We start from the raw sequence: 24,121 nt of genomic DNA, 5'->3' as shown, positions 1-24,121 counted from the left end.
TCGAAGCAGCAACGCGAAAATGAAGTTAACGTCACGCATAACAAGCATACCAGGTTGGATATACAACTTGGAAGTTGGGGATGATTACATGCCCGACAGCGCGTTGGATGAAGGGGTCAACACGATTGACCACCCCGCCATCAGGTATATGGAAGCACACTACCTGACCACCTCGGGCCTTATCATCGCTAATTGCCGCATGAGCTTTCGCGAGGACACCGAAGATCTGTTTCGGATCGACGGAAGCAATATCATGCTTAACTTCGGTTTAAGCGGATCGATTGCCTACGAGGTGGATAAACTTGTCCCCCTCCATCCGGCAACCTTGACCAGCCACACCATATCGTATACGCCTTACTTCCATGGACGTTTTCTCATGCCAGCGGGCCAGCAAATTCATTATGTTTGCATTATCCTTTCGGAAAGTTTCTATTTTAATCTGATCAGTAAGGAGTCGACATTGCACAAGGATTTCGTCAATAAGATGCAAAAAAAAGAGCACGCCTATTTTTCGCCGGGGCCTCTGAAGGTAACGCCCGATGTGAAATGCGTGCTATCTGAAATCGTAGCGGCGAATAAACAAGGCCGGTTACCGCGGTTGTTCTTGGAGACGAAGATAAAAGAAATACTGGTGGTCCAGCTTGAGCAGTTTCTTTATCAGGAACCGCCGGGCACGGGTAACCTGCCGTTGCAGGCTGCCGATGTCTCTAAACTCGCCGAAGCAAAACGCATTCTGGATGACCAATTTGCCAACCCGCCCCTTATCCCCACCTTGGCAAAAGCCGTCATGCTGAATGAGTACAAGCTCAAAGTGGGATTCAAAGCCTATTACCAGCAAACCGTCCACCAATATGTCATCCACAAGAAGATGCGGCTGGCCCTTTCGCTCCTTAAAGACGGAAACCATACCATCGGTGAAGTTGCCTATCAGGTCGGTTATCGGGATATCGCGCACTTTTCTAATGCATTTTTAAAATATTATGGCTGTCGCCCGAAACAGCTCGTACACCGGCTCGGCGATGAACCAGCCACAAAAAAAAATACACGATGAAAAAATCCATCAGTATCATACAAACACAAGCTGCCAGCAGTTATATCGGTAAACTATGCCGCCACTTCCGGCACAAAACCGAAGCAACGTACACGCCAACGACAGGCCGGGCGATTTTCCCCTTCGGGACATGCGAAATGATAGCTAAGCCCGACCAGCTCGTTTTTGACATTACTGCGTCAAACGCTGAAGACATTGAAAAAATAAAAGGTGTCCTTGTGAGACACCTGCTGAAATTTTCCTATAAAGAAGAACTGATCATCGAATGGCAAGACGACATGGCGTCTTCCACGGATTAGTCGGCCTTATTTTTGACATATTTTTCCAACCACTGATCCATTTCCCACAAGGTATGGAATACGGATTCTTTTGCGCGGTAGCCATGCAGCTCCTTGGGCAAGAAGACCAGGCGCACGGTACCACCATGCCCCTTAATCGCAGCGTAGAGACGCTCACTATTGATAGGGAATGTCCCTGAATTGTCGTCATCCATGCCGTGAATAAGTAAAATCGGCGTTTTGATCTTATCAGCAAAACTGAATGGCGACATTTGGTAGTATACCTCCGGGGCTTCCCAATACGTGCGGGGCTCTGCTTGGAAGCCAAATGGTGTCAGTGTACGGTTGTACGCACCGCTTCTGGCGATTCCAGCGGCAAACAAATCGGTATGTGCGAGCAAATTGGCCGTCATAAACGCACCGTACGAATGCCCTCCCACGCCTATCCGCTTCGGATCAGCGACACCCAGCGAAGTGACGTAATCAATCGCCGCTTTGGCATTTGCCTGTACCTGTGGCACAAAGGTGTCATTGGGTTCTTCATCGCCTTCGCCGACAATGGGCATATCCGCATTGTCAAGCACGGCATAGCCTCTGGTAACCCAGTAAATCGGCGAACCCCATGCTATGCGGGTGAAACGGTATGGCGACCCCTTAACCTGGCTTGCCGCGGCGGCCGTCTTAAACTCCCTTGGGTATGCCCACATCAGCATAGGAAGGGGACCATCCTCCTTCTTGTAATCTTTTGGCAAATACAGCGTACCGGTAAGCGTCAACCCGTCGTTTCGGGGATATGACAATTGCTGCTTCTGCACGCCTTTGAGTGACGGATATGGGTGTGGGAATGCAGTGAGCGGTGTCATCGAACGGTTTTTGAGATTGACGGTGTAATAATTCGGCGGTTCCTCCACCGACTCCCGTGAAACGATGAGTGTGCCCGTATTATCGAAATACAGCGGCGACTCATAATAAGGCGCCTGCGACCGAAACAGCGTATCCGTCTTTCCGGAGATCAGATTCCATCGCATCAAAAATGGACGATCGCCCTCGGGGGAAGCGCCTTCTGAGATCGTAAATACCGTCGGTTGCTTGCCTTTATCCAGCAACAACACCGAGCGGTCATAGGCATTGGGCGTGTACACGAACCGTCCCGGGTCCGTATAGGTATCCTCCGACGAGCGGTCCGCGATGGTCTTTATCGTGTCGCCACTATTGGAGTCAAACAACGTCATCTTTTCGCTGCGCGATTGCCGCCAACGTTCGCTCAATACCGCATAACCGTTGTCCGCCCAGGTGATGCCGCCAAACCGCAACGAGGTCGTGATCAAAGTGGTTGGTTGGCCGGCAAAGGGCGCTTCCAGTTGATATACCGCATCGCGCTTATCCGCTTTTTTGCGGGCCAGGCCACCATCCAATGCTTCCACCCAATACAAGGTAGCCGCTTTGTCCGGACGCCAGCTATACGCCCGCGGGCCGGGCGTCACGTTGTCGAAACCAATAGGGACGTTGTCTGCCAAAGGGGCCTCATGCAATTTCTTTATTTCATTGCCCTTGCTGTCCCAAACAAGCACATGGTACGGGAAGGAAAATACCGGTACAAGATAAGAATAAGGGCGTTTTACCTGTTGCACCAGTAAGTAATTCCCGTCAGGCGAATAGTTTAATGAACGGTAGATACCCGGCGTGCCAAGTTTCGTGATGTTGCCCTGCAAATCCACCAGCCCCAATTGCGCGGTCATGTAGTAATCAAACAGCGCCTCGTCATGCGGATTCTCCAGCAAATTCTGATACGTCCGCGAAGGCGCGGTTTTGCCCAAGCTTTCCTGCACGACAGGTCCGGTGGGCACATCACTTGCCTTTGGTGCGGCACCCCGCCCCTCCGGAATAAACTTGGCCAGGATATGCGTACCACTGGGTGTCCACACGAGCGTAGCGCCGAAGGCATCGTTGAGCGCCACGTCGGTCAGTTTCTTTGCCGTCAACTGTTGCATATCCGCTATCCAAAGCTCCACGCCTGTCTTTGTACTATTGCTGAAGGCCACCCATTTCTCATCCGGGCTAATCGCCACATTGCCGATACGGGCTTCCGCCGGTAAACCGGTGACCGTACTTTCCTGACCGCTCTTTACATCTTTTACCATAATGGCCGTAAAACCAGTCCCTCCTGCAGCATTATTGGCCGGATTGAGCCGTATGCCCGCAAGCCCCAATACGGGCTGAGCGATGTCTGCAATCGTCGGGAAGTCCGGCCGTTCGAGCAAAAGCATCTTGTCCCTACTTTTGGTAAAAAGCACCGACGGTGTAGTGGGCGCATCCACCAGTGCACGGATGCTTTCGGGTGGCGCCTGATAAGTCAAGTTGTCCTGCGCAATGGCGGCCGAGCAAAACGGCAGTAAAAACAATGCGAAGGCAGCCCCACGTGGCGTAAATTTTCTTTTCATGTGTAAGTAAATTAACTTTCGTTAGTAAAAGGGTGATTAAATCCTATTTTTCGAAGATTTTCGCTGACCGTAAGCTGGCTCAACCGCCAAATCAACGCCATCCTCACGCCAAATATCAATGTTTTTTTGACAAAAAACACGGGGGTAACTATCAAGTTACGTTCAAATCACCGAAATATCGCCCCTTTTTGCACCAAATTCAGCCTATTTCCGTTCGATCAAGCAAACGGCATACGCTACAACACCCTCTTGCCTTCCCACAAACCCCATCGTTTCGTTGGTCGTTGCCTTAATGGATATGTCATCCGGATCGATACCCGCCGCGATCGCAACTTTTTGTTTCATCTCAGGAATATACGGCTTAATCTTCGGCGCTTCCAGGCACAACATCGCATCAATGTTGCCCAACGCCCACCCACGCTCGCCTAACAACCTGACACACTCCTCCAATAAAATGAGGCTGCTGATACCCCTCCAGCGCTCATCCGTGTTGGGAAAATGATGGCCGATATCGCCTAAATTCGCGGCACCCAGCAATGCGTCGCATATGGCATGAACCAATACGTCCGCATCGGAATGCCCGAATGCCCCGGCGTGGTGCTGCACCTGCACGCCCCCCAAAACAAAAGGATGCCCCGCTTTAAGCTGGTGCACATCAAACCCGAATCCTACTTTTATCTTCATATCGTTATTTTATAAAGTCCATACAGCCGCAGATCACCGCTATCAGACCTCCGGTTACCAGCCAAACATAACCAAATGCCCGCACAATCTCAAAACGCTGGCCCTATTATCCCGCCGAACCCGAAGTAATTTTATTTCAATTGCAGCAACTTCAATATTTTATCCTATTTTTGGTTCTTGGTAAAGAAATGTGTCTTTCTGATGTACCGAATGAAAACGACAACCACTTATTTCACTTATTTCCTCACATTACTCTGCTGTGGCTCGCTATTGAGTTCCTGTAAAAACCGAAGCGGTGTATCCTCGAAAACCGGAGTAGCCTATAATGACCCTTATAACGGCGGATTGCAAATCAACAGAAAGGTAAAGGAAGGGCCCGGCCCCGGCTTAGTGGTCATTGAGGGCGGGACCTTCGTCATGGGAGGCAGCCTCAATGAGGACATCACCTATGCCCATGACAACCTCAAACGCCGGGTAACGGTGGCTTCATTCTACATGGATGAAACCGAAGTTTCCAATGCCGACTGGCTGGAATATCTGCATTGGCTCAACCAGAACTTTCCGGAGGATAAAGAACTCTATTACAATGCTCTTCCAGACACGTTGGTATGGCGTCAGCCACTGTCGTATAACGAACCGTATGTCGACCTTTATTTGCGGCACCCGGCGTACCAAGATTATCCGGTGGTGGGTGTTACTTGGGAACAAGCCAATGCCTATTGCGTATGGCGCACCGATCGGGTAAACGAACACATTCTCCGCCAACGCGGGGCTTTGGTAGATTATCGGACTTTGGCGGAATCGCAATCGCGCCCAAATGAGCCCTTCAACACGGACATTTACCTCAACGGGCAATACCAAGGTGAAGGAATTGACGGCGAACGGATGCCGCGCGATAACCGGCCGGGCGCCGAGGACGGATCGCGCCGCCCGGTACGGATGGAAGACGGTATACTTAAGCAACCTTACCGTTTGCCAACTGAGGCGGAATGGGAATATGCAGCGCTCGGGTTGGTAGGCAATACCGAGTTCGGCAACATTGAAACCGGCCGGGTATATCCCTGGGATGGATTAGGTGTTCGCTCAGGCAAGAGACGCACGCAGGGCCTGATGATGGCCAACTTCAAGCCCACCAGCGGGGATAACATGGGCGTGGCTGGCTACCTCAACGACGCAGGTGACATCACCGTACCGGTGACAAGTTACCTTCCCAACGATTACGGCCTGTATAACATGGCAGGCAATGTCAACGAGTGGGTAAGCGATGTCTACAGGCAACTCTCGTTTGAGGATTTTGAAGACTTCAATCCGTTCCGTGGCAATGTATACTTAGATAAACAATACGAGGACGCCGAGAAAGGCATTATTGCAAAGGACAAATATGGACGGCCCATCCGCGTACCGGCCAAGGCCCCGAGGAAACAGACCTGGGAAGAATTGCAGGCCGCATCCGCGGATTCGGCCCGGGCCGGCTTTGACCACGATATGCGCGGATATGCCGACGAGACAAATAACGAACTTTATGGCGTCACTTCGTTGATAAACGATAAATCCCGCGTATACAAAGGCGGCTCCTGGAACGACCGCGCTTATTGGCTGAATCCGGCAACAAGACGCTTTATGCAACAAGACGAGTCCAACGCCATGACCGGTTTCCGCTGCGCGATGACTTTGGTGGGCTCACCGGAAGTCTATACCAAAACGAAGCCGAGCTTCCCGGCCAACCGGACACGATCCCAGGGCAACAAGAAAAAGGTATTGGGCATCTTCTAATCGAGGAACAGAGCGAACAGCATAAAAGTAACGGTTGCGTTTATAACAAGCGCAACCGTTACTTTTTCCCCGCACCGGGGCACCGTCAACACAGTCTTGGCAAGCAAGCATCCGGCAATTCCGACTCAATTGGATATCGGTATAAATGAGAAAGCATCCGCGACTTCACGGATGCTTTCTCATCGGACAGCAGAAGCCGGATGTTAATCCCCTATCTGCGTATAATAGATATTCAATTTCATTTTCACGTTGGGGTCGTCAAGGTTGCTGATAATCGCCCGTCCGCCGTTGTTCAATGTGGGATGATAGGGAATTATATTATCGGTAATAGCCGCAGGGGCGATAAAGAACTCGCTGCGGTTTATCCTCCCCATAAGCACGTCCTGGACGAATGACGTCAGGTGGAAAACGTAGCGCTGTTTTTCGGTATCCAACAGGCCGCCGAACGCCCGCCAATTACCATAGCGGTACCAAAGGCTACGCCCATCGCCTGTGAAGCTGTTGCCGCTTGCGCGGGAATCGCCATCGGGAATGGGTTGACGTTGCCCGGCAATGTCTTCACGGTACAGGGTCAGCCGCGGTGCGTGAAGATCGAACCCGCCGTTGGAAGCACCCGAATCAACATAGAGCACCAGCTCAGCTTTATTTACGGCAATATTACGTCCTTTCAGCGCATCGATATACGGAATCCGCAACCGCGCCCGAAGTCCGGCGGGCGCCTGCAAATATAACTGTCCGTAGTTGCCTTCCGGGTTTTCCAGCTGGGCCAGTACATCCGCCGTATACGTCCGCTTGATGCTTGAAGACAACCGATGGTAGGTCGCCCCGCTGAAGCCATCCTGTATCGTCGTGGGCAGGAATGTACGCACCGTGTCGATGGCGGCGTCATCGCCTTCTTTGCCGTTCGGTTGCCGATAGGTTAATTCTATTCCTGTCATGTTGACGATACCCCGCAGGGTCACCAGGCCACCAACACCGTTCATGGCAGCATCATCGACACTCAGGTAAAGGCCTTTTACATGATTATTAAATCCGGCATCCGTCGAAAGCGTTGCCGAATCAACCGACTCACTGAGCAGCTCCTTGAAAAATTCCGGCGAAAGTGCCAAACGCAGCTGCGGGATTTCCTTTACCAATGAATCCTTGCCATCTATATGCTTAGTGATGCTGACGCTATCGCTTTGCTTGTAGGCAAAACGATTGATGGTTTTGGAGCCAATCACCGCTTCCCGCACCGACCATTGCTTAGAAGAGAAGTTTCCATCGGTGTAAGCCTCATCCAATTGGCGCACCTGCAGGGAAAAGAACGGATTAAGCGTATCGCCAAAGTACTCCGTGCCATACGGGAGTACCAAAATAACCGAATCAATTTCTGCGTCGGGGCGCAGCCGCGGAACCGCGGTCGGCCTTCCGATGGCCAGCGCAATATCGGCAACGGTCTTACCGATTACCGGATCGTCAAACCAGCCAAAAACGGTTTGATTGAATGACGACGAACGGGTACTGTCATCCCGTATAGTCACGGCGTGCAGCGTAAGGGTATCCGTCAACGTACCCACAATCTCATCGCCCGGATTTACATCCAATCCAATACCTGATGGGTTTGTACAGCCTCCCAAAACAAAAAGACTTATCAACAATGTTAATAAGTCCTTAGTATGATATCTCATTTGTATATTGTTAGTTTAAAAGCTAATGGAACATCCACGTGTATCGCACATTTTCAACAGCCGTGACGAAGGCCCATTTGCAAGAAATTAATCCAAAATTACGCTTCCAATTCCGTTTCAAGCTCAACACTTGAAAATTGTTCGTAAAGGTTGCAATAATTTTCGAATTCTGCATTGCTTTCTACTTCGAATGCCGGAATTTCGCTCGTTTTAACAATATTTAACAGTTGCTCGTCTACCTCATCGCCCGTCAAAACCACAGCGTCGGAATAAGCCAGGGCCCCTTGATACAACCCTGCATAATCGCCGGTACCGTATGCCGCCACGTCTGCAGCAGTCATATTGCCGGTACGTGCTATTTCCGCAAAATTTTCACCCAAAGAAAAGTTAAAATCTTCCTTATAAAGTGAATAAATTACTTTGGCGTCTTTGAAAGTCGGATCGTCCTTATAGGCCGTCTTGACATACGCCGGTATCAACGCACTCATCCATCCATGGCAATGCACCACATCCGGAGCCCATCCCAATTTCTTCACCGTCTCCAAAGCCCCTTTGCAGAAAAACACCGTGCGCTCGTTATTGTCTTCGAAAAATTTACCGCACTCATCACAAAACACGTGCTTGCGCTGGAAATATTCCTCGTTATCCAAGAAATACACCTGCATACGCGCCGCTGGAATAGAAGCGACTTTAATAATCAACGGATTGTCATTGTTGTCTACAACAATGTTCATTCCTGAAAGCCTGATTACTTCATGTAAACGGTTTCGGCGTTCGTTGATGTTCCCGAAGCGCGGCATCAGTATACGGATCTCATAACCTTTTTCCTGCATGGCCTGAGGCAGCTGGCGGGTGATTTCAGAAATTTTACTTAGTTCGAGGAAAGGCGACATCTCGTGGGTAACAAACAGAATCTTCGTTTTTGCCATCTCCAATTTATTGTTTTTAATTTTTATTAGAAAAGTAAAATCGGTTTGCAAAGATAATCATTTTTTGTCAATATACCAATTAGTTACCCGATCCGTAAATGAGATTACCTAAAAATTTATCATTTTTGTCAAACAAAAAACAAGTTCGTCTGTTGAAAATCGTTAAGACTAAGGAATCGTTGCATCAGCAGCTGCAACCCTATCGCAACCAACGGTTGCGCATCGCATTTGTCCCTACGATGGGTGCGTTGCACCAAGGCCATATCGCGCTTGTCAGTCATGCCAAGACGCTGGCCGATGTCGTCGTATGTAGCATCTTTGTAAACCCCACCCAATTTAATGACCCCGCAGATTTGGAGAAATATCCACGTCCCATCGAAAAAGACATCGCCTTACTGGAGGATGTACGTTGCGATGTGCTTTTCCAGCCTGAAGTCGACGAAATGTATCAGCCGGGCGAACAGTGGTATATGGAGCTGGGCGGATTGGATGGTGTGCTTGAAGGGCTTCACCGTCCGGGACATTTTCAAGGGGTAACACAGATTGTAAAAAAGCTGTTCGATGCCGTGCAGCCGGATGTGGCCTGTTTCGGCCAAAAAGATTTCCAGCAATATAAAATCATTGAATACATGGTTAACCAGCTGGCGCTTCCTGTTGCATTGAAGCTATGCCCCACGGTGAGAGAACTTGACGGCCTTGCCATGAGCTCACGCAATGTACGACTGACACCGCAAGGGCGAGCGCAGGCCCTGGCACTTTATCGGGCGTTGCTGCAAACAAAAGCGGATGCCGCGCATACGGACCTCCAAACGCTGCGCCAAAACGCTATCGACATGCTCGAAGCCAGCCCGGGCGTCCGGCTGGAATACTTCGCTATCTACGATGCCGACACGTTCACGGAAGCTAGCGATGCAGAAGACACCCCCGGATTAGTCGCTTTGGTCGCTGCTTGGGTAGACGGTGTGCGGCTGATTGATAATATATTGCTGTGACCTCGGCCACAAATGGCCGTCCGCTGGCCCGCTGTAGCATTCGGGGGCTAAGATACGTTCCTTTAAAAGCCCGCTATCATTTGGATTGTCAGGGTTAAGTTACTAACTTAGTGCTGGATATCAATTACCTGCCGAGACCTTTCGTTTTTAGCCAATCCAACGTGTTGTTTAGTTCAAAATTGTTGTTATGGATACCTCAAAAAGAATACTATTAGCCCTTGTCATATTAGCGGTTGCCGGTTGCTCCAAAAAAGAAGTAATCCCGGAGCATCCCGTCGAAGTGCAGTTCCAGCTACTGAATACCACCGGGGAGCCCACGACATCCTTTCGCGAAGGAGAAGATATCATATTTGATTATAAGATCGTGAACACAAGTTCGCAGGAAGTGGTTTGGATGTATTATAAGACAGATTATACAAATCTGTTTGAGGTGTCACAAGTATCTGCAGCCCAAGAAACTAAAGTGATAGGGTCTCCATATCAGAATATGGTCATACGTTGGCTCTGGGTGAGGCCAGGCCATAATATGGAACCAAACGACGAGGTTACAATGAGAATGACATGGATGGGGGATTGGGACAGATCGATTTACTTTAATACTGTTCTTGACGGAAAGCACGATCTAGAAGGCGAGGAAACCTTACATTACAGTTTTTTTGAGTATCTGCATCATCCCCCCCCTACCAAAAGGGCGATATCAGGTCACGGTGAAACAGGTTCTGGAATTTGAGGGGATTAATGACTTAAAAGTCGATAAAATAATTGCCTTTGAGGTTTTTTAGCACGGGGTAAACTACAAAATACAGTGTCATGAAAAGATTCTTAACTTTATTTTTTCTTGTATTGCTTGCATTTAGTGTGCATGCACAAATCCTCATCCAATCTTTAGAAACATTATCAGAAACCGAACGAAGCCGCCTATCATTAACAGATGCTGCTCCGGAAGTCCGGTTACCTTCGTATGATTATACAACCTTGCAGGAAGAAAACAGGGAGGTTACCGTCGGAATACCATTTCAGTTTGGCAAGACATATGACATGAAGATTGGTTTGGAAGATGGCGAATGGTATGATGAAGGCGGCCAATCAAAATGGAAATTAAAAATATCCTCACCTAGGGCATATTCCATTAATTTGATTTTTGACCAATTAAGTGTTCCAAATGGTGCTGCGCTGTATATCTATGACCGAAACAGAACAACGGTGATGGGGCCGATCGATGAATCCAACAGCGATGTAGAGGGAGAGTTTTGGACCGATCTGCTACCTGGCGATGGGATAATTTTGGAATTGTTGGGTGACAAAGAAGCATTGAAACAGGTAAAATTGAGTATATCAAAAGTGATACATGGATACATCAATACCTTTTCTACAGGATTCGGAGCATCGGCTCCCTGCAATGTAGACATTGACTGTCCGGTGGGGCAGCCCTTTGGATTGTCAGGATTAAGTTACTAACTTAGTGCTGGATATCAATTACCTGCCGATGCCTTTCGTTTTTAGCCGTAGCTTTTTAGGTTTATATCATCAAAACGCCGCGATATGGAAAATTCGATTAAAAACACGCTATTCCAGCTGCTAACGGCCGGCACGTTTTTCTGCCTGCCGCTGCTCGGTGGGTGCCAAAAGGCGGAATTACCTGACGAGGTAAACACCGTGGAGGAGGCCCGTCGAGTGATTGTTGGGGAATGGGAGTGGGAAAGAACTGAAATTAATTACAGAGGACAGGGAAATACCATATACGAGACTCCCGACACAGAAAATAAAACAATACAATATGTGTTTCGAAAAGATGGTACAGCGGCCAAAATTGAGAACGGCAAAGACTCTATCGACTATAATTTCGAAATAGAAGAATCCCTGGAATCCAGCGATTTCCATTTGACGTTATCTCCCAAGGATATAAACATACAAGTAAGCAGGACTTTTTTAATTCTCTATAATGGAAATTTAATTCTGACCAATCGATTAGGTGTTAGCAGCTATTACATTCGGAAAGCTAAACAATTATGAAACGTATTTTACTTCTTTTTGCAATCTTTATTCTTGGATTTCATTTTGGGTACGCACAACGCACCTGTGGATCTATTTTTAATTTAGACAGTATTGAAAAACATGCTCCCCATAGCTATCAACGCATTCTGCAAATAGAACAACATCTGCAGCGATACAATGAAATACTGAGTGAAGACATAAGTCGAAGTGTACCAGAAATCATACGTATCCCTGTGGTGGTACATGTATTGCATAATGGGGAGCCAGTAGGGACAGGACTGAATATCAGCATGGCACAAATCGAATCGCAGATCGATGCGCTGAACGAAGACTTTAGACGGTTGAATGCTGATGCAAGCAATACACCCTCAGTATTCCAGCCTGTGGCATCTGACGTAGGAATCGAATTTCACCTGGCTTGTATTGACCCGGAGGGCAATCCGACAAATGGAGTAAGGAGTAATAAGAAAACAAGGGCAAAGTAGTTATACTGTCGTGTCCCAAAACAGTGATAAGGTAAATGAATCTGCCACAGGCATTAAGCTTGGAGCCAACGGTTCTGCCGCCTGGCCAACAGACCGCTACCTCAATATATGGGTATGTAACCTTGCGGGTGACTTGTTGGGCTATGCGCAGTTCCCCCATTACTATGCTACGGATCCTAATACCGACGGCGTAGTTGTCACCACTACAGCATTTGGCAGAACAGGGAATGTGCTTGCCCCCTTCCATCTTGGAAGAACGGCCACCCATGAGGTAGGGCACTGGTTAAATTTAAGGCATATATGGGGTGACTATGTTGGTTGTGGGGGCGTTGGTGATGAAGTAGCTGATACTCCCGACCAAAATGACGCACGTACGGGCTGCCCATCTTTTCCCCAAATTTCATGTGGAACCAACGATATGTTCATGAATTATATGGACTATACCAATGACGGTTGCATGAATATTTTTACTTTGGGCCAGCGTAATCGCATGAGGGCTCTATTTGCTACAAATGGAGTCCGCAGAAGCTTCATCGAAACCCCATATGGATTTTCCATCACCGGCCCTTCCACGCTCTGCACCTCGGAAACCTACACGGTCACGAACCTGCCTGCGGGGGCTACGGTGACGTGGAGCGCCTCACCCGCCGGCGCTGTCACGCTCTCCGGCAGCGGCAACTCCCGTACGGTCACGCGCTCGGGAAGCTACTCGGGGTGGGTGACCCTGTCAGCGACGTTAGGCACCAGCTGTGGCAACACCGTCCTGACCCGCGACATCTATGTGGGTTTCCCATATATCGAATGCATAGCCTACAGCAACGCCATCGAAGAAGGGGATTTTACCTGCCAGCATGACGGCGGGGTCAGCTACCTCTGCACCACGCATGGCAACAACCGCATCCTGATCAAAACGGATGCGCCGCACACGCAGTATGAAATCCAGATCCGGAGCTACCCCTCGCTGGCCGTTGTCTCTACGCAAACGACCACAAGCAAATTGACCACATTAAGCTATGTACCTACCGTGCCGGGCTGGTACAACATCCGTGTACGGGCCATCGGCAGCATCAGTTGTGGCCCTGGACCGTGGCAAGAAGACGACATCGAGTTCATGGATTGTTCCGGAATGGATGGTGGAACAACGGTGTGGAAAGTCTTCCCCAACCCTGCCGATGAGACACTCACCGTGGCCCTGGGCAGCAAAGCCGAAGACAGCGGCCTGCCGGACAAATCAGCCCTGCCCGCATTCAGGGTTACCCTGTACGACAGCGGCGGCCGGCAACTCCGCCAGGGTGAAAGCAAGGAAGGTAGGATAGCGTTCGATACCCGGCAACTCGCCGCAGGCACCTACTTCGTGCACATCCACCACAACGGCGAAGTGGAGAAGCGGCAGGTGGTGATCCGGCATTGACAGGATAAACATCGCTTACCAGCCGTAGCTCAAGCCGAAACGCAACGTATTGCGCAGTGGATTCTGTTGCCGCGCGGAGATGAGATAAGAAAAGTCGAAACGCAGCCGCTCGTATCGCAACCCCATGCCTACCGTGAAGTAGCGAAGATCGTCCTTCCGCGGACTGGTATGGTAATACCCTCCCCGCAGTGCAAACTGTTCGCCAACCGACCATTCCAATCCGGTTGATATACGTACTTCGCTCAGTTCTTCCAGCAGACCGCCGGGAGCGTCTGTAAAAGAACCGAACACAGCCCCGGTGATGGAGCGATCGGGATTCTTGCCTTTGATGATGTTGCCCTGTGCATCCCGTTCCGGTTCTGTAGGAACGAGCAATTTATTTAAGTCAAGCGCGACAGAAACGCGGCTACCGTCCAGATGATGGGTATAGGCTGTGCCGATACGCAGGTTCATCGGCAGAAAATGGTCGTTGGATCCATACTGCATCCGCGTACCAAGATTGGACAGCTGGATGCCGAAAGCCAGGTCTGCATTAATACGATCCGGCGCCACCGGCTGTCTGCGGTACCACCCGACATCAAACGCGATGGCTCTGCCTGGAAAGGCTTCCCCCGTGAGGTAATCGCCCGCACCAATGCCGGAATAGATGTAACGGAAGGTCGTGGCCAATGCCATATAGTCGGAGAGCTTCAGTATGTAGGCTGCGTCTAAAGCTGCCTCAAACGCGCGGTACTGGAGGTACTCGTTGCCTTGCCCATCGGCAAAACGCACCTCGCCGAGCGAGAAGTATGTAAAGGATGCGGCAAGTGTCTGCCGCTCGTTCAGCCGCGCGTAACCACTGAGGTAAGAAAGGCTGATGTCATCGGCTAACTGACGCAACCATGGGGTAAAAGAGAGTGCCACGCCACCGCTTTCTTCCGCAAATGCATATTTGGCGGCATTCCAATGGATGGCGTAGGGATCAGGTTCGGTGGCTACCCCTACGTCACCCATTGCCCCGGCCTTTGCATCCGGCGCAATGAGCAAGAAAGGAACCGCCGTGCGGACATTGCTGTACTGCCCCCCATCAGGGCGGATAGATTGGCCTCCTACCCTACAGATAGATAGCAGACAGAAGAAAGTGAACAATATCCAGCGCATGGTTGAACGGTGTTGATGCCATTGATAAAGATAGCACAATCTGGTGGTTTCTGAAATTGTCGATCCTACTATTGACCTGATGAAGTAAAAAACGCAGCTCTGAGGCAGTCAACCACATTCCCGAAGTTTTCCTGTTCTGTCGCCTTTAATCACTATCGGTTATTCGGAAGCGGTCCGTACCCCCGCACTACCATATCCGTATCCCCTAAGGATTAACTCCATAATGAGTCCATAGTAAGTCCATAATGAGTCTATAAAACTCATGTTTTTTATGGATTCATTATGGACTTACCAAGGTAGTTTATTGTGGTCATGGCGAAGGCGGTAATAAGCGGTGTCTTCTCGGTATCGAGCGCGTATCAACCTGCAATTAGCCGGATAATAAAGGGCGGATCTGTTCTATTATTTTTCCGTATCTTTGTACCATGGTTATCGAGGTATTAAAATCCAAGATTCATCGCGTGCGCGTCACGCAGGCGGAATTAAACTATGTGGGAAGCATCACGATTGACGAGGATTTGATGGATGCGGCAAATATTATTGCCAATGAAAAAGTGCAAATCGTCAACAACAACAACGGCGCACGCTTTGAAACCTATGTCATCAAAGGCGAGCGTGGCTCAGGCACCATTTGCCTCAATGGCGCAGCGGCGCGCCTCGTGCAAGTAGGAGATATTATTATCATCATATCGTATGCGCTCATGGACTTTGAGGAAGCCAAAAAATACGAGCCTACATTGGTATTTCCCGACGAAAACAACCGGCTGCTATAACTTCCCGCAAATACTATCGAGAAAATTTAGCGAATTGTTAGGTTAATCAAACTCTTTCGCTTAACTTTGCTGTGGGTGTTCATTATGCGCCCCCTGCATCCAGATTAAGGTGGATCAGTCTTCGTAAAAAAGCGTTTAGTCATTACGAATGTGGAGTAGTAAGATCCGTCCAAGGCTCGCCTGGTTTCAAGCTATATTGTTCTGTTTGCTTGTCGCAAGTGGAACCGTCTTTATGCACAAGCATAAGACGGCTGACGGCCGGATCGTTATCCACGCCCACCCCTACAATTTATCAAAGGATTCCGATGCGACCAAGCATCACCATACGGAAACCGAGATCCATTTGCTGGATGTGATTTTTCAGGGTTCTTATACCCAGCCTTCCTGCATTGTCTTTGATTTCTCACTTGCCCTGCATTTTGTAATCCCCTTCAATGTCGGGCAGCATATTTATTACACCCACGAACCTTTCCAGTACGCGTATCTCCGCGGTCCACCGGCGATGTTATAAGCCACGGCTGCCAAGCAGATCCCGTGGTGCCGTTAACTGCGTGCAATCGGCATGCAGCGTATCATATATTTCAGGATGCGTCATCGATACCATTTATATCGTCGTGCAGCTACCATGCACGCGGTACGTCGGTGCGTAATCCGCGTCATCGGTAATAGCGTCATCGGTAATAATTACAACGAAAACAAAATTCAATCATACGATTCAATCATGAAACCGTTCATCATGAAACCTACTATTTTTACTTGCTTATATTTAGTGTTGTTCCATACCACGTTCGCTCAAGAGCGCCTTGCTGTTGTGTATGGAACGGTGGCCTCAGACGATGAGGTTGTTGCGGCGGCGACCATCTCGATAGCCAACACCTCCATCGCCACCAAATCCGATCCCTCCGGCCGGTTCCGGCTCAGCGTACCCGCGGGCAACGTCACCGTGGCCGTGCACGCCCTCGGCTACGCCCCTTATAGCAAAGCCCTCCAAGTGGCGGCAAATGACTCCGTCCACTTGTCCATCAGGCTGGAACCATCGAGTGTAACCCTTGATGAAGTGGTCCTTGATCGTCAGACCGGACTGACCAGGCGCACGCCTTATGCCGTTTCCGGTGTCGAAATGCAAAGCCTTTCGAAAAGCGGCAATCCCGGTGGTATTGCCGGCGCGCTGCGGGAAATTCCCGGGGTGAGCGGCGCTGGCATGGGGCCGGGAATCGTCAAACCGTTCATACGCGGCCTTGGGTTCTCCCGTGTAGTCACCCTTTACCAGGGCAATAAGCTGGAAAATCACCAGTGGGGCCAAGACCACGGTCTGGGCCTGAATAATGCCGGGGTAAGGAGCGTCGATGTCATCAAAGGGCCGGCTTCCATCTTATACGGATCGGGTGCGCTCGGCGGTGTGCTGATGGTCAAGGACGACGAAAGCTACCTCACCTCCGGCAAGGTAAGCGGCTCGCTCGGCTCGGTATTCAACAGCAACTCGAACGGCACCCGCACATTCGGGTCGATCGGCAACCGCTTTCAGAACGGGTTTTTCCTCAATGTAGACGCGGCTTATGAAAACCACGCCGACTATAAGGCTGGCGACGGATTGCTCATCGGCAACAGCCGGTTCAACAACCATACGCTGCGTGCACATGCGGGGGTAGACAAAGACCGGTTCAAGAATAAGCTCTCCTTTACGTACCACAGCCAGGACCTGGGTATCATTGCAGACGACGAACTGGAAGAGGGTGAATCACTGGTGACCACCCGGAATGACCGCAGCATGCAGCTCCCCTTCCAGCAGATCCGGGATTACCTGGCCTCTTACAACCAAGAGACCAGGCATGAGCACTTTGAAACGTACCTGCACCTGTCGCACCATTACAACGACCGCAACGAGATAGAAGAATCGTTTGACCAGCTCGACCTCGGGTTGATGCAACGCAACACGTTTTATTCCGGCCGGATCACGTTGCACCCGGACCGCGACCTTTCGCATACGCTGGGCGTGCAGGGTGGTTTCATCTCGACCTCCAATAAAGTGGCTGCAGCGGAAACCCTCATTCCCGACGCCAACACGTCCGACGTAGGCGTCTATTACCTGGGCAGCTTCGACTGGAAAAACTTCTATTTTCAGGGAGGTGCGCGCTTTGATTACCGGAAGGTCAACGCCGATGCCAGCGCACAGCACCTCGTTGACCATGGCTTTACCCTTCCCGGTGATCCCGCGGACCGGAAGCTGAGCGTCGATTTCTCGGGATTTTCGGGTTCACTCGGCGCGAGTTACATGCTGGCCGCCCAGCACCAGTTCAAGGTCAATCTATCCACCGGTTTCCGGGCGCCCGACCTTGCCGAACTGTTTTCCAATGGGCCACACCCGGGCACCAACCGGTTTGAAATGGGAAGTGTCGACTTCAAACGGGAGCAAAGTATACAGACCGACCTGAGCTATTCGTTCAGCTCCCCGGCAGTCGACATCGGCGCCTCGGTGTACAGCAACGCCGTGTCGAACTACATCTTTTTTGTAGCCACCGGAAACATCCGCCCTGAAGACGGACTGGAGATCTGGGCCTTCCAGCAACAGGACGCCGTGCTTTACGGTACAGAATGGGAACTTGCTTACCGGCCACTGCTCGACAAACGGTTGGAGCTGACGGCCAAGGGCGCCCTGGTGCGGGGAAATCTGCGGGAAAGCGACGAGCACCTTACTTTCGTTCCGGCTGATAATTATACGTTTCAAATCGCCCATGAGCCCCGGTTCTCCACCGGCACGCGGCTGTTCGCGGCGGTACAGCACACCGCTGCACAAAACAGGTTTGGCTTCAACGAACAACGGACACCGGGTTATACGCTGGTAAACGCGGGGGCCCAGCATGAATTTGCCTTCACAGGGGGAAAATTATCTGCGGCGCTCAATGTGAACAACGCATTTGACGTTTCCTACGTGGACCACCTGTCGATTCTCCGGGCATTTTCGATCCCCAATCCGGGCAGAAACATCGGTCTGGCCTTGGGTTACCGATTTTAACCCGTTCGGGGGACTGTGAAAAAGTGCAAGAAAAATTTGCACTTTTTCTCAGTAATTTATTAGCTTGCAGGAAATTTAACAGCTACCTATGTTAAAATATTCAACGCAAGTGGTGCTCTGCTTGTTCATTGTGCTGTCTGCCTGTGAGCCGAACGTCAATGAATCGTTGGAGCCTGTCCCAACAACGCCCACGGATATTCCGTCCGGTAACGGCAGTAACCCACCAGATGCTTCGATAGAGACTGACTCGACGATTATTTTAGCATTAGCCAAAATCAATGCATTGCGGCAAAAAGGCTGTGATTGCGGTAACCAGTCGATGCTGGCTACGTCCAGCGTAACGTGGAATACCAAGCTTTACGCAGCTGCCCTGGCCCACGCGAAAGACATGCACCTCAACAGTTATTTCAGCCACACAAGCCCCTCGGGCGAAAATATATACCATCGGCTTATCAAAGCGGGGTATATCTCCACGACCAGCGCAGTTCTTACTTACGGCGAAAACATTGCTTTCGGCAAGTTCGATCTGGAGACTGCCATTCAAAAGTGGCTTGAGAGTCCGAGCCATTGCGCCAACATCATGCGCGATTCGTATAAAGAAATGGCTATCGCCCATGACGGCAATTACTGGGTACAGGTTTTCGGCGCCCAGCGCGAATAACATGATAAACCGCCGAAATTTTCCATAGGCGTGTAGCAATCGGCAGCGCTTTTCCGTTTAATAAGGCACACACATTATGGACCATTGGTTTCCAGCAGGTTAGCCAAACCTTTGTTTTCATGATTTGTTAAATAGTGTTAAGGAACTAATTAATTGATTTATTTAAATAACTTTGCAACTCGCAAGGTTGAACGTGTAGTATTATGAAAAAAATAAATGTACTATTGTTGGGTTTGGTAACGGCTTTAGGGTTTTCTTCATGCATTGACGATGAAGAGCCATTTGACTGGGCAGCGCAATACGAAATTGAAAGGCCCATCATTGAGGCGTATGCGAGGGAAAACCTGGCGAATCCGCAATATCACGAAATCCAAGGTATGCGTATATGGTACGAGGTCATTGCATTGGGTGATGACGCTTCTTATCAATACAAAGTGATATCAAATCCGAATGCCCAAGGTGGGTACGCGATTGAAGCACCTGAGGTGCATGTCAGATACACCACTCGATTGGTGCAAACCGATGCTGTGGTCCGGTCCGTAGATGATGATGAGGGTGAGGAACTTGCTTGGAATAACGAACCTGCTATATGGCAGGCAGCCCTTTTTCCGCGTGAAATCCGGTACGATGAAGACGGCGAGCTGCTGGATGAGCCTGTGGAATTTGGTGGCATCACCACAAACGGCTTGAAACGGGGTGGCCGGATTCGTGTCGTCACTCCCTCGTATTTTGCCTACAGGAATGGTAGCAGTGGCAATATCCCCGCCAATTCGCCCTTATTCTACGACATTGAAATTGTCGAAATTGACGAGCCAAGCTCCAACAACAATCCATAAATCATTTGCAACTAAATTAGCTATCTTTATATACCGATGATCAAATCAACTTCTTGTATAGCGGCAGGTATCGCGATTGTCGCATTGCTGGCGGGATGTGGAAAGCAAGAATACCAATCGTTCGAAGAACTGGACAACGCCAATATCCTTGAGTATATCCAGCGAAATAACCTCAACGTCAGCCAATACAAGGAAACGGATTTGTTCTATCAGGTATTGGAGGAAGGTACCGGCAATCCGATTGATTACACGAAGACCTATCCGGTGGTGTATACCGTGAGAAGCTTGGATGGGGCCTATAATTCCGGCGATACGTTGAGCTTTAACAACCGCTATGCCGATTATTTCGGGTACTTTCCCTTTGGTTCGTCGGCAGCCGGCACCCCCACGGTGGAGCGTACGGGCGACTTCAAGGAGGTGATCCGCGAAGTGCTGCAAAAGACAAACGGTAAAATCCGCATCATCGTGCCTTCCCGCATCATGTATGGACGCAACGGCTCACCCAGCCAGGGCATCCCACCAAACGCTTCGTTGGATTACGTGGTAACCGTTCATGATAATTTTGAGGATTTCGAGAACAATTGGGTCATCCCGAACATGATTAAGCGTGCCGGATTGAATATCGACGAATTCACTAAAACCGACGATGGGATCTATTATAAGATATTGACGCAAGGGACAGGTGATCCCATTACGGTGGATTCCACCATCACAGCAATATATACGCTCAGAGCGCCTGCTGGAAATATCCTGGACAGCGGTGATAATTTTGAAACGGAGCTCTCCGGAGTGATTGCCGCTTGGGGTAAAATCGTTCCTCTACTCAATAAAGGCGGAAAGGTTCGATTATTCACTCCCAGTCCACACGCATATGGCTCAACCGGCAATCAGCAGATACCGCCTTATGCTTCCCTAGACTTTGAAATCGAAGTCAAAAACGAGTAAAAGATTAAAGATACAGAAGCCCGCAGCAGATGTTGCGGGCTTTTTTTATTCATCGCCCGCGATACTTCGATCCGTCAAGAATAGTCTGCGCATCGGAAATGTCCAATAATTCCGTCAACGTCGTTTCCGGATTCCTATCCATGTATTTTCTTACCATCTGCCATCCGATAAAGACCCCTAACTTGGGAGCCGACTCATTTTGCTCGCCCAATTCGGGTGTAAATGGAGCCTCGCCCAAATACTTCTGGATGCGATTGTAATCCGCCTCATAAAGTAGATTTTCCTGCAAGAACCAAGCCCAGATATCCCGCTAAAAACGATTGGCCCATGCCCACTGCTGGCCGGTGTACCCGATTTTCAGACTGTCTGCCACATGGGGCATCACCCGCTCTATGACACAGTACCGAGATTACTGGAAAGACAAGTATTATGCTTTGCTTGAGGTGCATAACAAGCTAATAAAAGCGAGGCATTTAAAGGAAAGTGAGTAACGATGAGGAATATTTTAGTATTTTTGTGTCAGAAAGGAGAGCAACGAGATGGTTCGAACGATCATAAAGCCAACAAAAAATAGCCTAACTATCCGTCTTCCCGATAACCTGGTCGGGAAAACGGTGGAGGTGCTGGCTTTTGAATTGGAAACGCCGAAAGTCGATGAAACCGTAACGGCCGATAAAGAGAAGCGGATCAAAGCATTGGAAAAAGGGTTGAACAAATACCGGATGGATTTATCAGGGTTTAAATTTGACCGTGACGAAGCAAACGATTATGACTAATCGCTATGCGTTGGACTCCAATATCCTTATCTATCTCCATGAAAAGGATGCCGGTTCGCACAAACGCATTGTTGCCCAACGTCTCGTGGTAGATACTCCTATTGTATCCCCGCAAGTCGTCAGCGAATATCTGAACGTCTGCCAAAGGCGGCTTTCAATGGATAAGTTGGAATCGATAGACGCTTTGATGCAGTGGCTTCCTTATTCGCTTTTAACCGGTTTTTCCCAAGAAGTATACCAACACACACAGAAGCTGATTAAAAGGTACCAATTCCAATTGTTTGATGCAGTTGTCGTGGCTTATGCATTATCGGCGGACTGCTCCTTATTATATTCTGAAGACATGCAGCACAATATGCTGGTTGAAAAGAGATTAAGGATCATTAATCCATTTCTATGAGTAATTCAGTCTGCTCCACCCACCAAATCAAAAATTTGGAGAAACAGTTGGACATCAATGAAAATAAATTTTTAAGGAACTTCAAAAGTCCAAGTACAAGACAGTTTTATTTCATCGCCCGCGATACTTCGATCCGTCAAGAATAGTCTGCGCATCGGTAATGCGCAGCAATTCCATCAACGCCGTTTCCGGATAACGATCCATGTATTTTCTTACCATCTGCCATCCGATAAAGACCCCTAACTTGGGAGCCGACTCATTTTGCTCGCCCAATTCGGGTGTGAATGGAGCCTCGCCCAAGTACTTCTGGATACGGTTATAGTCGGCCTCGTAGAGCAAATTTTCCTGCAGGAACCAAGCCCAAATATCGCGTTCGAAACGATTGGCCCAGGCCCATTGTTGGCTGGTGTACCCGATTTTCAGACTGTCTGCCACATCGGGCATCACCCGCTCCATCATGTACAGTACCTTCCCTTGGTAAACCATGTGCTGCAGCAGCGTAACGTCCAGCTCATCCTGCGGATACAGCTCTTCGCGTATATAGCTCTCCGTAACCCTTGGCACGATGTTCTCAGGGGTAAACCGCCGGGACAGGTAGTAGGGAATGCTTTCCCGCAGGGCCGGATAAAACTTTGAATCAGCCCCAAGAAACATATCCAGTCCGATACCGATGTAGTCTGACCCAATGGGCGTCTGCACCGCAAATCCCGAAAAAAAAGCGATGAACCGCGGGATACTGATTTCGGGAAAATAATACTTGAGGTGCTTGAATGCGCCAGTCAATCCGACTTCTTGGGCCGTCAGATTCGGATAGGTATCATACACACTGGTTTTCAACGCCTTGAAATCATCCGTTGCAATGACCCGCTCCAACACGGATGCCAACTGACCACTGTCCAGGGGATTACCAGCCTCAAGCATGTACCGCATGTAATCGCTATAGAAGGCGCCATACCGGCCGAGCCATTCCCGGTTTTTTTGTAGGATATTGTCCGGTGCCAAGCTATCCAACGCTTTATCGAAGCGCTCGATACGGATCTCAACATCGATGTGACTGACGTCTATGCGCTCACGCCTACTGCACGAAAACAGCGCGACAATCAAAAAAAAGCAATAAATTTGCGGTGCACGGTTTTTGAGCATCATTTTTGTTCGTTAGCCGGCAACGAAGTTAAGAAATTTGACGGAGCACCTTATACCATGCAAAAGAAAACGATACGAATCCCCCTGCTAATCCTCCTATTCGCGCTTATCCTGCGACCCGGCATTGCCCAGGACTATTACAGTTCTACTTATCAATACAAGCCCATATCGTTGGGTATAACCTTTTCACCCAATATGGGGTGGATGCGTTATGGCGACAACGACGCCTTTGAGAGCAGCCCAAAAATCGGCTATGCGTACGGCTTGCTTGCCGATTTTGCTTTTACGGAAAACTACTATTTTTCCACCGGTTTGCTCATCAATACCATGAACAGCGAGATCACCTTCCCCGATCCGGTATCCAGTGCTCCCAATACGAGCTTACGTACCACATATCGCCTGCAATATGCGGAGATTCCGCTATCCCTCAAGCTGAAGAGTACCATGCGGTATTTCCGAAGTTACTATGGGCAATTCGGCTTCACGTCGGGCTTTCGGTTGAATGCCAAAGAAAAGCTGGCCGAGGCGGACAATCGTACCAAGCTGGACGGCGCTAAATTTTTCCGCCTGGCGCTGCAAATCGGCGGCGGCGTGGAATGGCAGCTCGATCACAACCTGGTCATGATGACGGGGTTGAGCTTCAATAACGGATTTACAACCGCCGTTAATCATGGCGATGGCCGCAACTCGTATGTGGCCTTCAATTTCGGGATCTTATTTTAGTC

General features: G+C 49.6%; 24 protein-coding genes and 1 pseudogene. 18 read left to right on the top strand and 7 right to left on the bottom strand.

What is annotated here, in order from left to right:
- The first annotated feature begins 19 nt into the window (after nucleotides 1-19).
- Both B5X72_RS02760 and B5X72_RS02755 read left to right on the top strand, forming a co-directional pair.
- Complete coding sequence (locus B5X72_RS02760) at nucleotides 20-1,051, top strand: AraC family transcriptional regulator (RefSeq protein WP_139378491.1); 1,032 nt, start codon at nucleotides 20-22, stop codon at nucleotides 1,049-1,051.
- Complete coding sequence (locus tag B5X72_RS02755) at nucleotides 1,048-1,350, top strand: DUF2218 domain-containing protein (RefSeq protein WP_079715281.1); 303 nt, start codon at nucleotides 1,048-1,050, stop codon at nucleotides 1,348-1,350. The genes B5X72_RS02760 and B5X72_RS02755 overlap by 4 nt, the downstream gene beginning before the upstream one ends.
- Here B5X72_RS02755 and B5X72_RS02750 read toward each other — a convergent pair.
- Together B5X72_RS02750 and ispF are read right to left on the bottom strand one after the other, a co-directional pair.
- A complete protein-coding gene (locus B5X72_RS02750; protein WP_079715280.1) occupies nucleotides 1,347-3,770 on the bottom strand; it encodes a S9 family peptidase in 2,424 nt (807 codons plus the stop codon). The genes B5X72_RS02755 and B5X72_RS02750 overlap by 4 nt on opposite strands.
- A 204-nt stretch (nucleotides 3,771-3,974) precedes the next feature.
- Nucleotides 3,975-4,454, bottom strand: a complete 480-nt coding sequence (ispF, locus tag B5X72_RS02745; protein ID WP_079715279.1) for a 2-C-methyl-D-erythritol 2,4-cyclodiphosphate synthase — start codon at nucleotides 4,452-4,454, stop codon at nucleotides 3,975-3,977.
- Between the two features lie 210 nt (nucleotides 4,455-4,664).
- Here ispF and B5X72_RS02740 point away from each other — a divergent pair, with 210 nt between their 5' ends.
- The gene (locus tag B5X72_RS02740; protein WP_079715409.1) at nucleotides 4,665-6,227 is read left to right on the top strand and encodes an SUMF1/EgtB/PvdO family nonheme iron enzyme; all 1,563 of its coding nucleotides are present in this window, start codon (nucleotides 4,665-4,667) and stop codon (nucleotides 6,225-6,227) included.
- Between the two features lie 203 nt (nucleotides 6,228-6,430).
- Here B5X72_RS02740 and B5X72_RS02735 read toward each other — a convergent pair whose 3' ends face one another.
- Together B5X72_RS02735 and B5X72_RS02730 are read right to left on the bottom strand one after the other, a co-directional pair.
- Entirely contained in the window at nucleotides 6,431-7,897 is a 1,467-nt protein-coding gene (locus tag B5X72_RS02735; protein ID WP_079715278.1) for a DUF4270 domain-containing protein, read from the bottom strand.
- Nucleotides 7,898-7,995: 98 nt separating this feature from the next.
- Nucleotides 7,996-8,826 carry a glycogen/starch synthase gene (locus B5X72_RS02730; protein WP_079715277.1) on the bottom strand — a complete coding sequence of 277 codons (831 nt, stop codon included), beginning with the start codon at nucleotides 8,824-8,826 and terminating at the stop codon, nucleotides 7,996-7,998.
- A gap of 152 nt (nucleotides 8,827-8,978) precedes the next feature.
- Between B5X72_RS02730 and panC the strand changes: the two genes are divergently transcribed.
- The 6 genes from panC to B5X72_RS21000 all read left to right on the top strand — a co-directional run bounded on the left by panC (nucleotide 8,979) and on the right by B5X72_RS21000 (nucleotide 13,709).
- Nucleotides 8,979-9,818 carry a pantoate--beta-alanine ligase gene (gene panC, locus B5X72_RS02725; RefSeq protein WP_079715408.1) on the top strand — a complete coding sequence of 280 codons (840 nt, stop codon included), beginning with the start codon at nucleotides 8,979-8,981 and terminating at the stop codon, nucleotides 9,816-9,818.
- A gap of 187 nt (nucleotides 9,819-10,005) precedes the next feature.
- Nucleotides 10,006-10,548, top strand: a complete 543-nt coding sequence (locus tag B5X72_RS02720) for a hypothetical protein (RefSeq protein ID WP_079715276.1) — start codon at nucleotides 10,006-10,008, stop codon at nucleotides 10,546-10,548.
- A gap of 80 nt (nucleotides 10,549-10,628) precedes the next feature.
- Nucleotides 10,629-11,276: a hypothetical protein gene (locus tag B5X72_RS02715; protein WP_079715275.1), complete on the top strand. Its 648-nt coding sequence runs from the start codon at nucleotides 10,629-10,631 to the stop codon at nucleotides 11,274-11,276.
- A gap of 84 nt (nucleotides 11,277-11,360) precedes the next feature.
- Entirely contained in the window at nucleotides 11,361-11,831 is a 471-nt protein-coding gene (locus tag B5X72_RS02710) for a hypothetical protein (protein ID WP_079715274.1), read from the top strand.
- On the top strand, nucleotides 11,828-12,298 hold the full coding sequence (locus tag B5X72_RS02705) for a zinc metalloprotease (protein ID WP_079715273.1): 471 nt from the start codon (nucleotides 11,828-11,830) through the stop codon (nucleotides 12,296-12,298). Before B5X72_RS02710 ends, B5X72_RS02705 begins: the two co-directional genes overlap by 4 nt.
- 10 nt (nucleotides 12,299-12,308) lie before the next feature.
- A complete protein-coding gene (locus B5X72_RS21000; protein ID WP_079715272.1) occupies nucleotides 12,309-13,709 on the top strand; it encodes a M43 family zinc metalloprotease in 1,401 nt (466 codons plus the stop codon).
- A gap of 15 nt (nucleotides 13,710-13,724) precedes the next feature.
- On the opposite strand, the gene porV is transcribed toward B5X72_RS21000, so the two are convergent.
- Nucleotides 13,725-14,849: a type IX secretion system outer membrane channel protein PorV gene (gene porV, locus B5X72_RS02695; RefSeq protein WP_079715271.1), complete on the bottom strand. Its 1,125-nt coding sequence runs from the start codon at nucleotides 14,847-14,849 to the stop codon at nucleotides 13,725-13,727.
- Nucleotides 14,850-15,274: 425 nt separating this feature from the next.
- Between porV and panD the strand changes: the two genes are divergently transcribed.
- From panD to B5X72_RS02665, 6 genes are all read left to right on the top strand, one after another.
- A complete protein-coding gene (panD, locus tag B5X72_RS02690) occupies nucleotides 15,275-15,622 on the top strand; it encodes an aspartate 1-decarboxylase (protein ID WP_079715270.1) in 348 nt (115 codons plus the stop codon).
- A gap of 232 nt (nucleotides 15,623-15,854) precedes the next feature.
- Nucleotides 15,855-16,133, top strand: coding sequence for a hypothetical protein (locus B5X72_RS02685; protein ID WP_079715269.1), 279 nt, complete (start codon nucleotides 15,855-15,857; stop codon nucleotides 16,131-16,133).
- A gap of 225 nt (nucleotides 16,134-16,358) precedes the next feature.
- Nucleotides 16,359-18,635: a TonB-dependent receptor gene (locus tag B5X72_RS02680; RefSeq protein WP_079715407.1), complete on the top strand. Its 2,277-nt coding sequence runs from the start codon at nucleotides 16,359-16,361 to the stop codon at nucleotides 18,633-18,635.
- A gap of 88 nt (nucleotides 18,636-18,723) precedes the next feature.
- Entirely contained in the window at nucleotides 18,724-19,296 is a 573-nt protein-coding gene (locus B5X72_RS02675) for a CAP domain-containing protein (protein WP_079715268.1), read from the top strand.
- A 203-nt stretch (nucleotides 19,297-19,499) separates the two neighbouring features.
- A complete protein-coding gene (locus B5X72_RS02670) occupies nucleotides 19,500-20,132 on the top strand; it encodes an FKBP-type peptidyl-prolyl cis-trans isomerase (RefSeq protein ID WP_079715267.1) in 633 nt (210 codons plus the stop codon).
- A 36-nt stretch (nucleotides 20,133-20,168) separates the two neighbouring features.
- Nucleotides 20,169-21,077: an FKBP-type peptidyl-prolyl cis-trans isomerase gene (locus B5X72_RS02665; protein WP_079715266.1), complete on the top strand. Its 909-nt coding sequence runs from the start codon at nucleotides 20,169-20,171 to the stop codon at nucleotides 21,075-21,077.
- Nucleotides 21,078-21,126: 49 nt separating this feature from the next.
- Here B5X72_RS02665 and B5X72_RS02660 read toward each other — a convergent pair.
- Nucleotides 21,127-21,471 (bottom strand): annotated as a pseudogene (locus B5X72_RS02660) (gliding motility protein GldB-related protein); the annotation flags it as partial.
- Between the two features lie 145 nt (nucleotides 21,472-21,616).
- Between B5X72_RS02660 and B5X72_RS02655 the strand changes: the two are divergent.
- Together B5X72_RS02655 and B5X72_RS02650 are read left to right on the top strand one after the other, a co-directional pair.
- Entirely contained in the window at nucleotides 21,617-21,853 is a 237-nt protein-coding gene (locus tag B5X72_RS02655; RefSeq protein ID WP_079715264.1) for a hypothetical protein, read from the top strand.
- Nucleotides 21,846-22,253, top strand: a complete 408-nt coding sequence (locus tag B5X72_RS02650) for a PIN domain-containing protein (protein WP_079715263.1) — start codon at nucleotides 21,846-21,848, stop codon at nucleotides 22,251-22,253. The genes B5X72_RS02655 and B5X72_RS02650 overlap by 8 nt, the downstream gene beginning before the upstream one ends.
- Before the next feature lie 111 nt (nucleotides 22,254-22,364).
- Here B5X72_RS02650 and gldB read toward each other — a convergent pair whose 3' ends face one another.
- Nucleotides 22,365-23,399, bottom strand: a complete 1,035-nt coding sequence (gene gldB / locus B5X72_RS02645; RefSeq protein WP_317043095.1) for a gliding motility lipoprotein GldB — start codon at nucleotides 23,397-23,399, stop codon at nucleotides 22,365-22,367.
- A 54-nt stretch (nucleotides 23,400-23,453) separates the two neighbouring features.
- On the opposite strand from gldB, the gene B5X72_RS02640 reads away from it, so the two are divergent.
- On the top strand, nucleotides 23,454-24,119 hold the full coding sequence (locus B5X72_RS02640) for a porin family protein (RefSeq protein WP_079715262.1): 666 nt from the start codon (nucleotides 23,454-23,456) through the stop codon (nucleotides 24,117-24,119).
- The last annotated feature ends 2 nt before the right edge of the window (nucleotides 24,120-24,121 follow it).

This window comes from Parapedobacter luteus (genome assembly GCF_900168055.1).
Classification (GTDB): domain Bacteria; phylum Bacteroidota; class Bacteroidia; order Sphingobacteriales; family Sphingobacteriaceae; genus Parapedobacter; species Parapedobacter luteus.
The sequence above is the reverse complement of the archived record's forward strand: the minus strand, read 5'-3'. Positions and strand labels throughout refer to the sequence as shown.

Coding starts and splice junctions, on each gene's coding strand:
- porV (WP_079715271.1), bottom strand. CDS start 14,849: ATGCGCTGGATATTGTTCACTTTCTTCTGTCTGCTATCTATCTGTAGG.
- ispF (WP_079715279.1), bottom strand. CDS start 4,454: ATGAAGATAAAAGTAGGATTCGGGTTTGATGTGCACCAGCTTAAAGCG.
- B5X72_RS02710 (WP_079715274.1), top strand. CDS start 11,361: ATGGAAAATTCGATTAAAAACACGCTATTCCAGCTGCTAACGGCCGGC.
- B5X72_RS02735 (WP_079715278.1), bottom strand. CDS start 7,897: ATGAGATATCATACTAAGGACTTATTAACATTGTTGATAAGTCTTTTT.
- B5X72_RS02680 (WP_079715407.1), top strand. CDS start 16,359: ATGAAACCTACTATTTTTACTTGCTTATATTTAGTGTTGTTCCATACC.
- B5X72_RS02655 (WP_079715264.1), top strand. CDS start 21,617: ATGGTTCGAACGATCATAAAGCCAACAAAAAATAGCCTAACTATCCGT.
- B5X72_RS02650 (WP_079715263.1), top strand. CDS start 21,846: ATGACTAATCGCTATGCGTTGGACTCCAATATCCTTATCTATCTCCAT.
- B5X72_RS02715 (WP_079715275.1), top strand. CDS start 10,629: ATGAAAAGATTCTTAACTTTATTTTTTCTTGTATTGCTTGCATTTAGT.
- B5X72_RS02760 (WP_139378491.1), top strand. CDS start 20: ATGAAGTTAACGTCACGCATAACAAGCATACCAGGTTGGATATACAAC.
- panD (WP_079715270.1), top strand. CDS start 15,275: ATGGTTATCGAGGTATTAAAATCCAAGATTCATCGCGTGCGCGTCACG.
- B5X72_RS02730 (WP_079715277.1), bottom strand. CDS start 8,826: ATGGCAAAAACGAAGATTCTGTTTGTTACCCACGAGATGTCGCCTTTC.
- B5X72_RS02665 (WP_079715266.1), top strand. CDS start 20,169: ATGATCAAATCAACTTCTTGTATAGCGGCAGGTATCGCGATTGTCGCA.
- B5X72_RS02740 (WP_079715409.1), top strand. CDS start 4,665: ATGAAAACGACAACCACTTATTTCACTTATTTCCTCACATTACTCTGC.
- B5X72_RS02640 (WP_079715262.1), top strand. CDS start 23,454: ATGCAAAAGAAAACGATACGAATCCCCCTGCTAATCCTCCTATTCGCG.
- B5X72_RS02755 (WP_079715281.1), top strand. CDS start 1,048: ATGAAAAAATCCATCAGTATCATACAAACACAAGCTGCCAGCAGTTAT.
- B5X72_RS02750 (WP_079715280.1), bottom strand. CDS start 3,770: ATGAAAAGAAAATTTACGCCACGTGGGGCTGCCTTCGCATTGTTTTTA.
- B5X72_RS02675 (WP_079715268.1), top strand. CDS start 18,724: ATGTTAAAATATTCAACGCAAGTGGTGCTCTGCTTGTTCATTGTGCTG.
- gldB (WP_317043095.1), bottom strand. CDS start 23,399: ATGATGCTCAAAAACCGTGCACCGCAAATTTATTGCTTTTTTTTGATT.
- B5X72_RS02685 (WP_079715269.1), top strand. CDS start 15,855: ATGCACAAGCATAAGACGGCTGACGGCCGGATCGTTATCCACGCCCAC.
- B5X72_RS02720 (WP_079715276.1), top strand. CDS start 10,006: ATGGATACCTCAAAAAGAATACTATTAGCCCTTGTCATATTAGCGGTT.
- B5X72_RS02670 (WP_079715267.1), top strand. CDS start 19,500: ATGAAAAAAATAAATGTACTATTGTTGGGTTTGGTAACGGCTTTAGGG.
- B5X72_RS02705 (WP_079715273.1), top strand. CDS start 11,828: ATGAAACGTATTTTACTTCTTTTTGCAATCTTTATTCTTGGATTTCAT.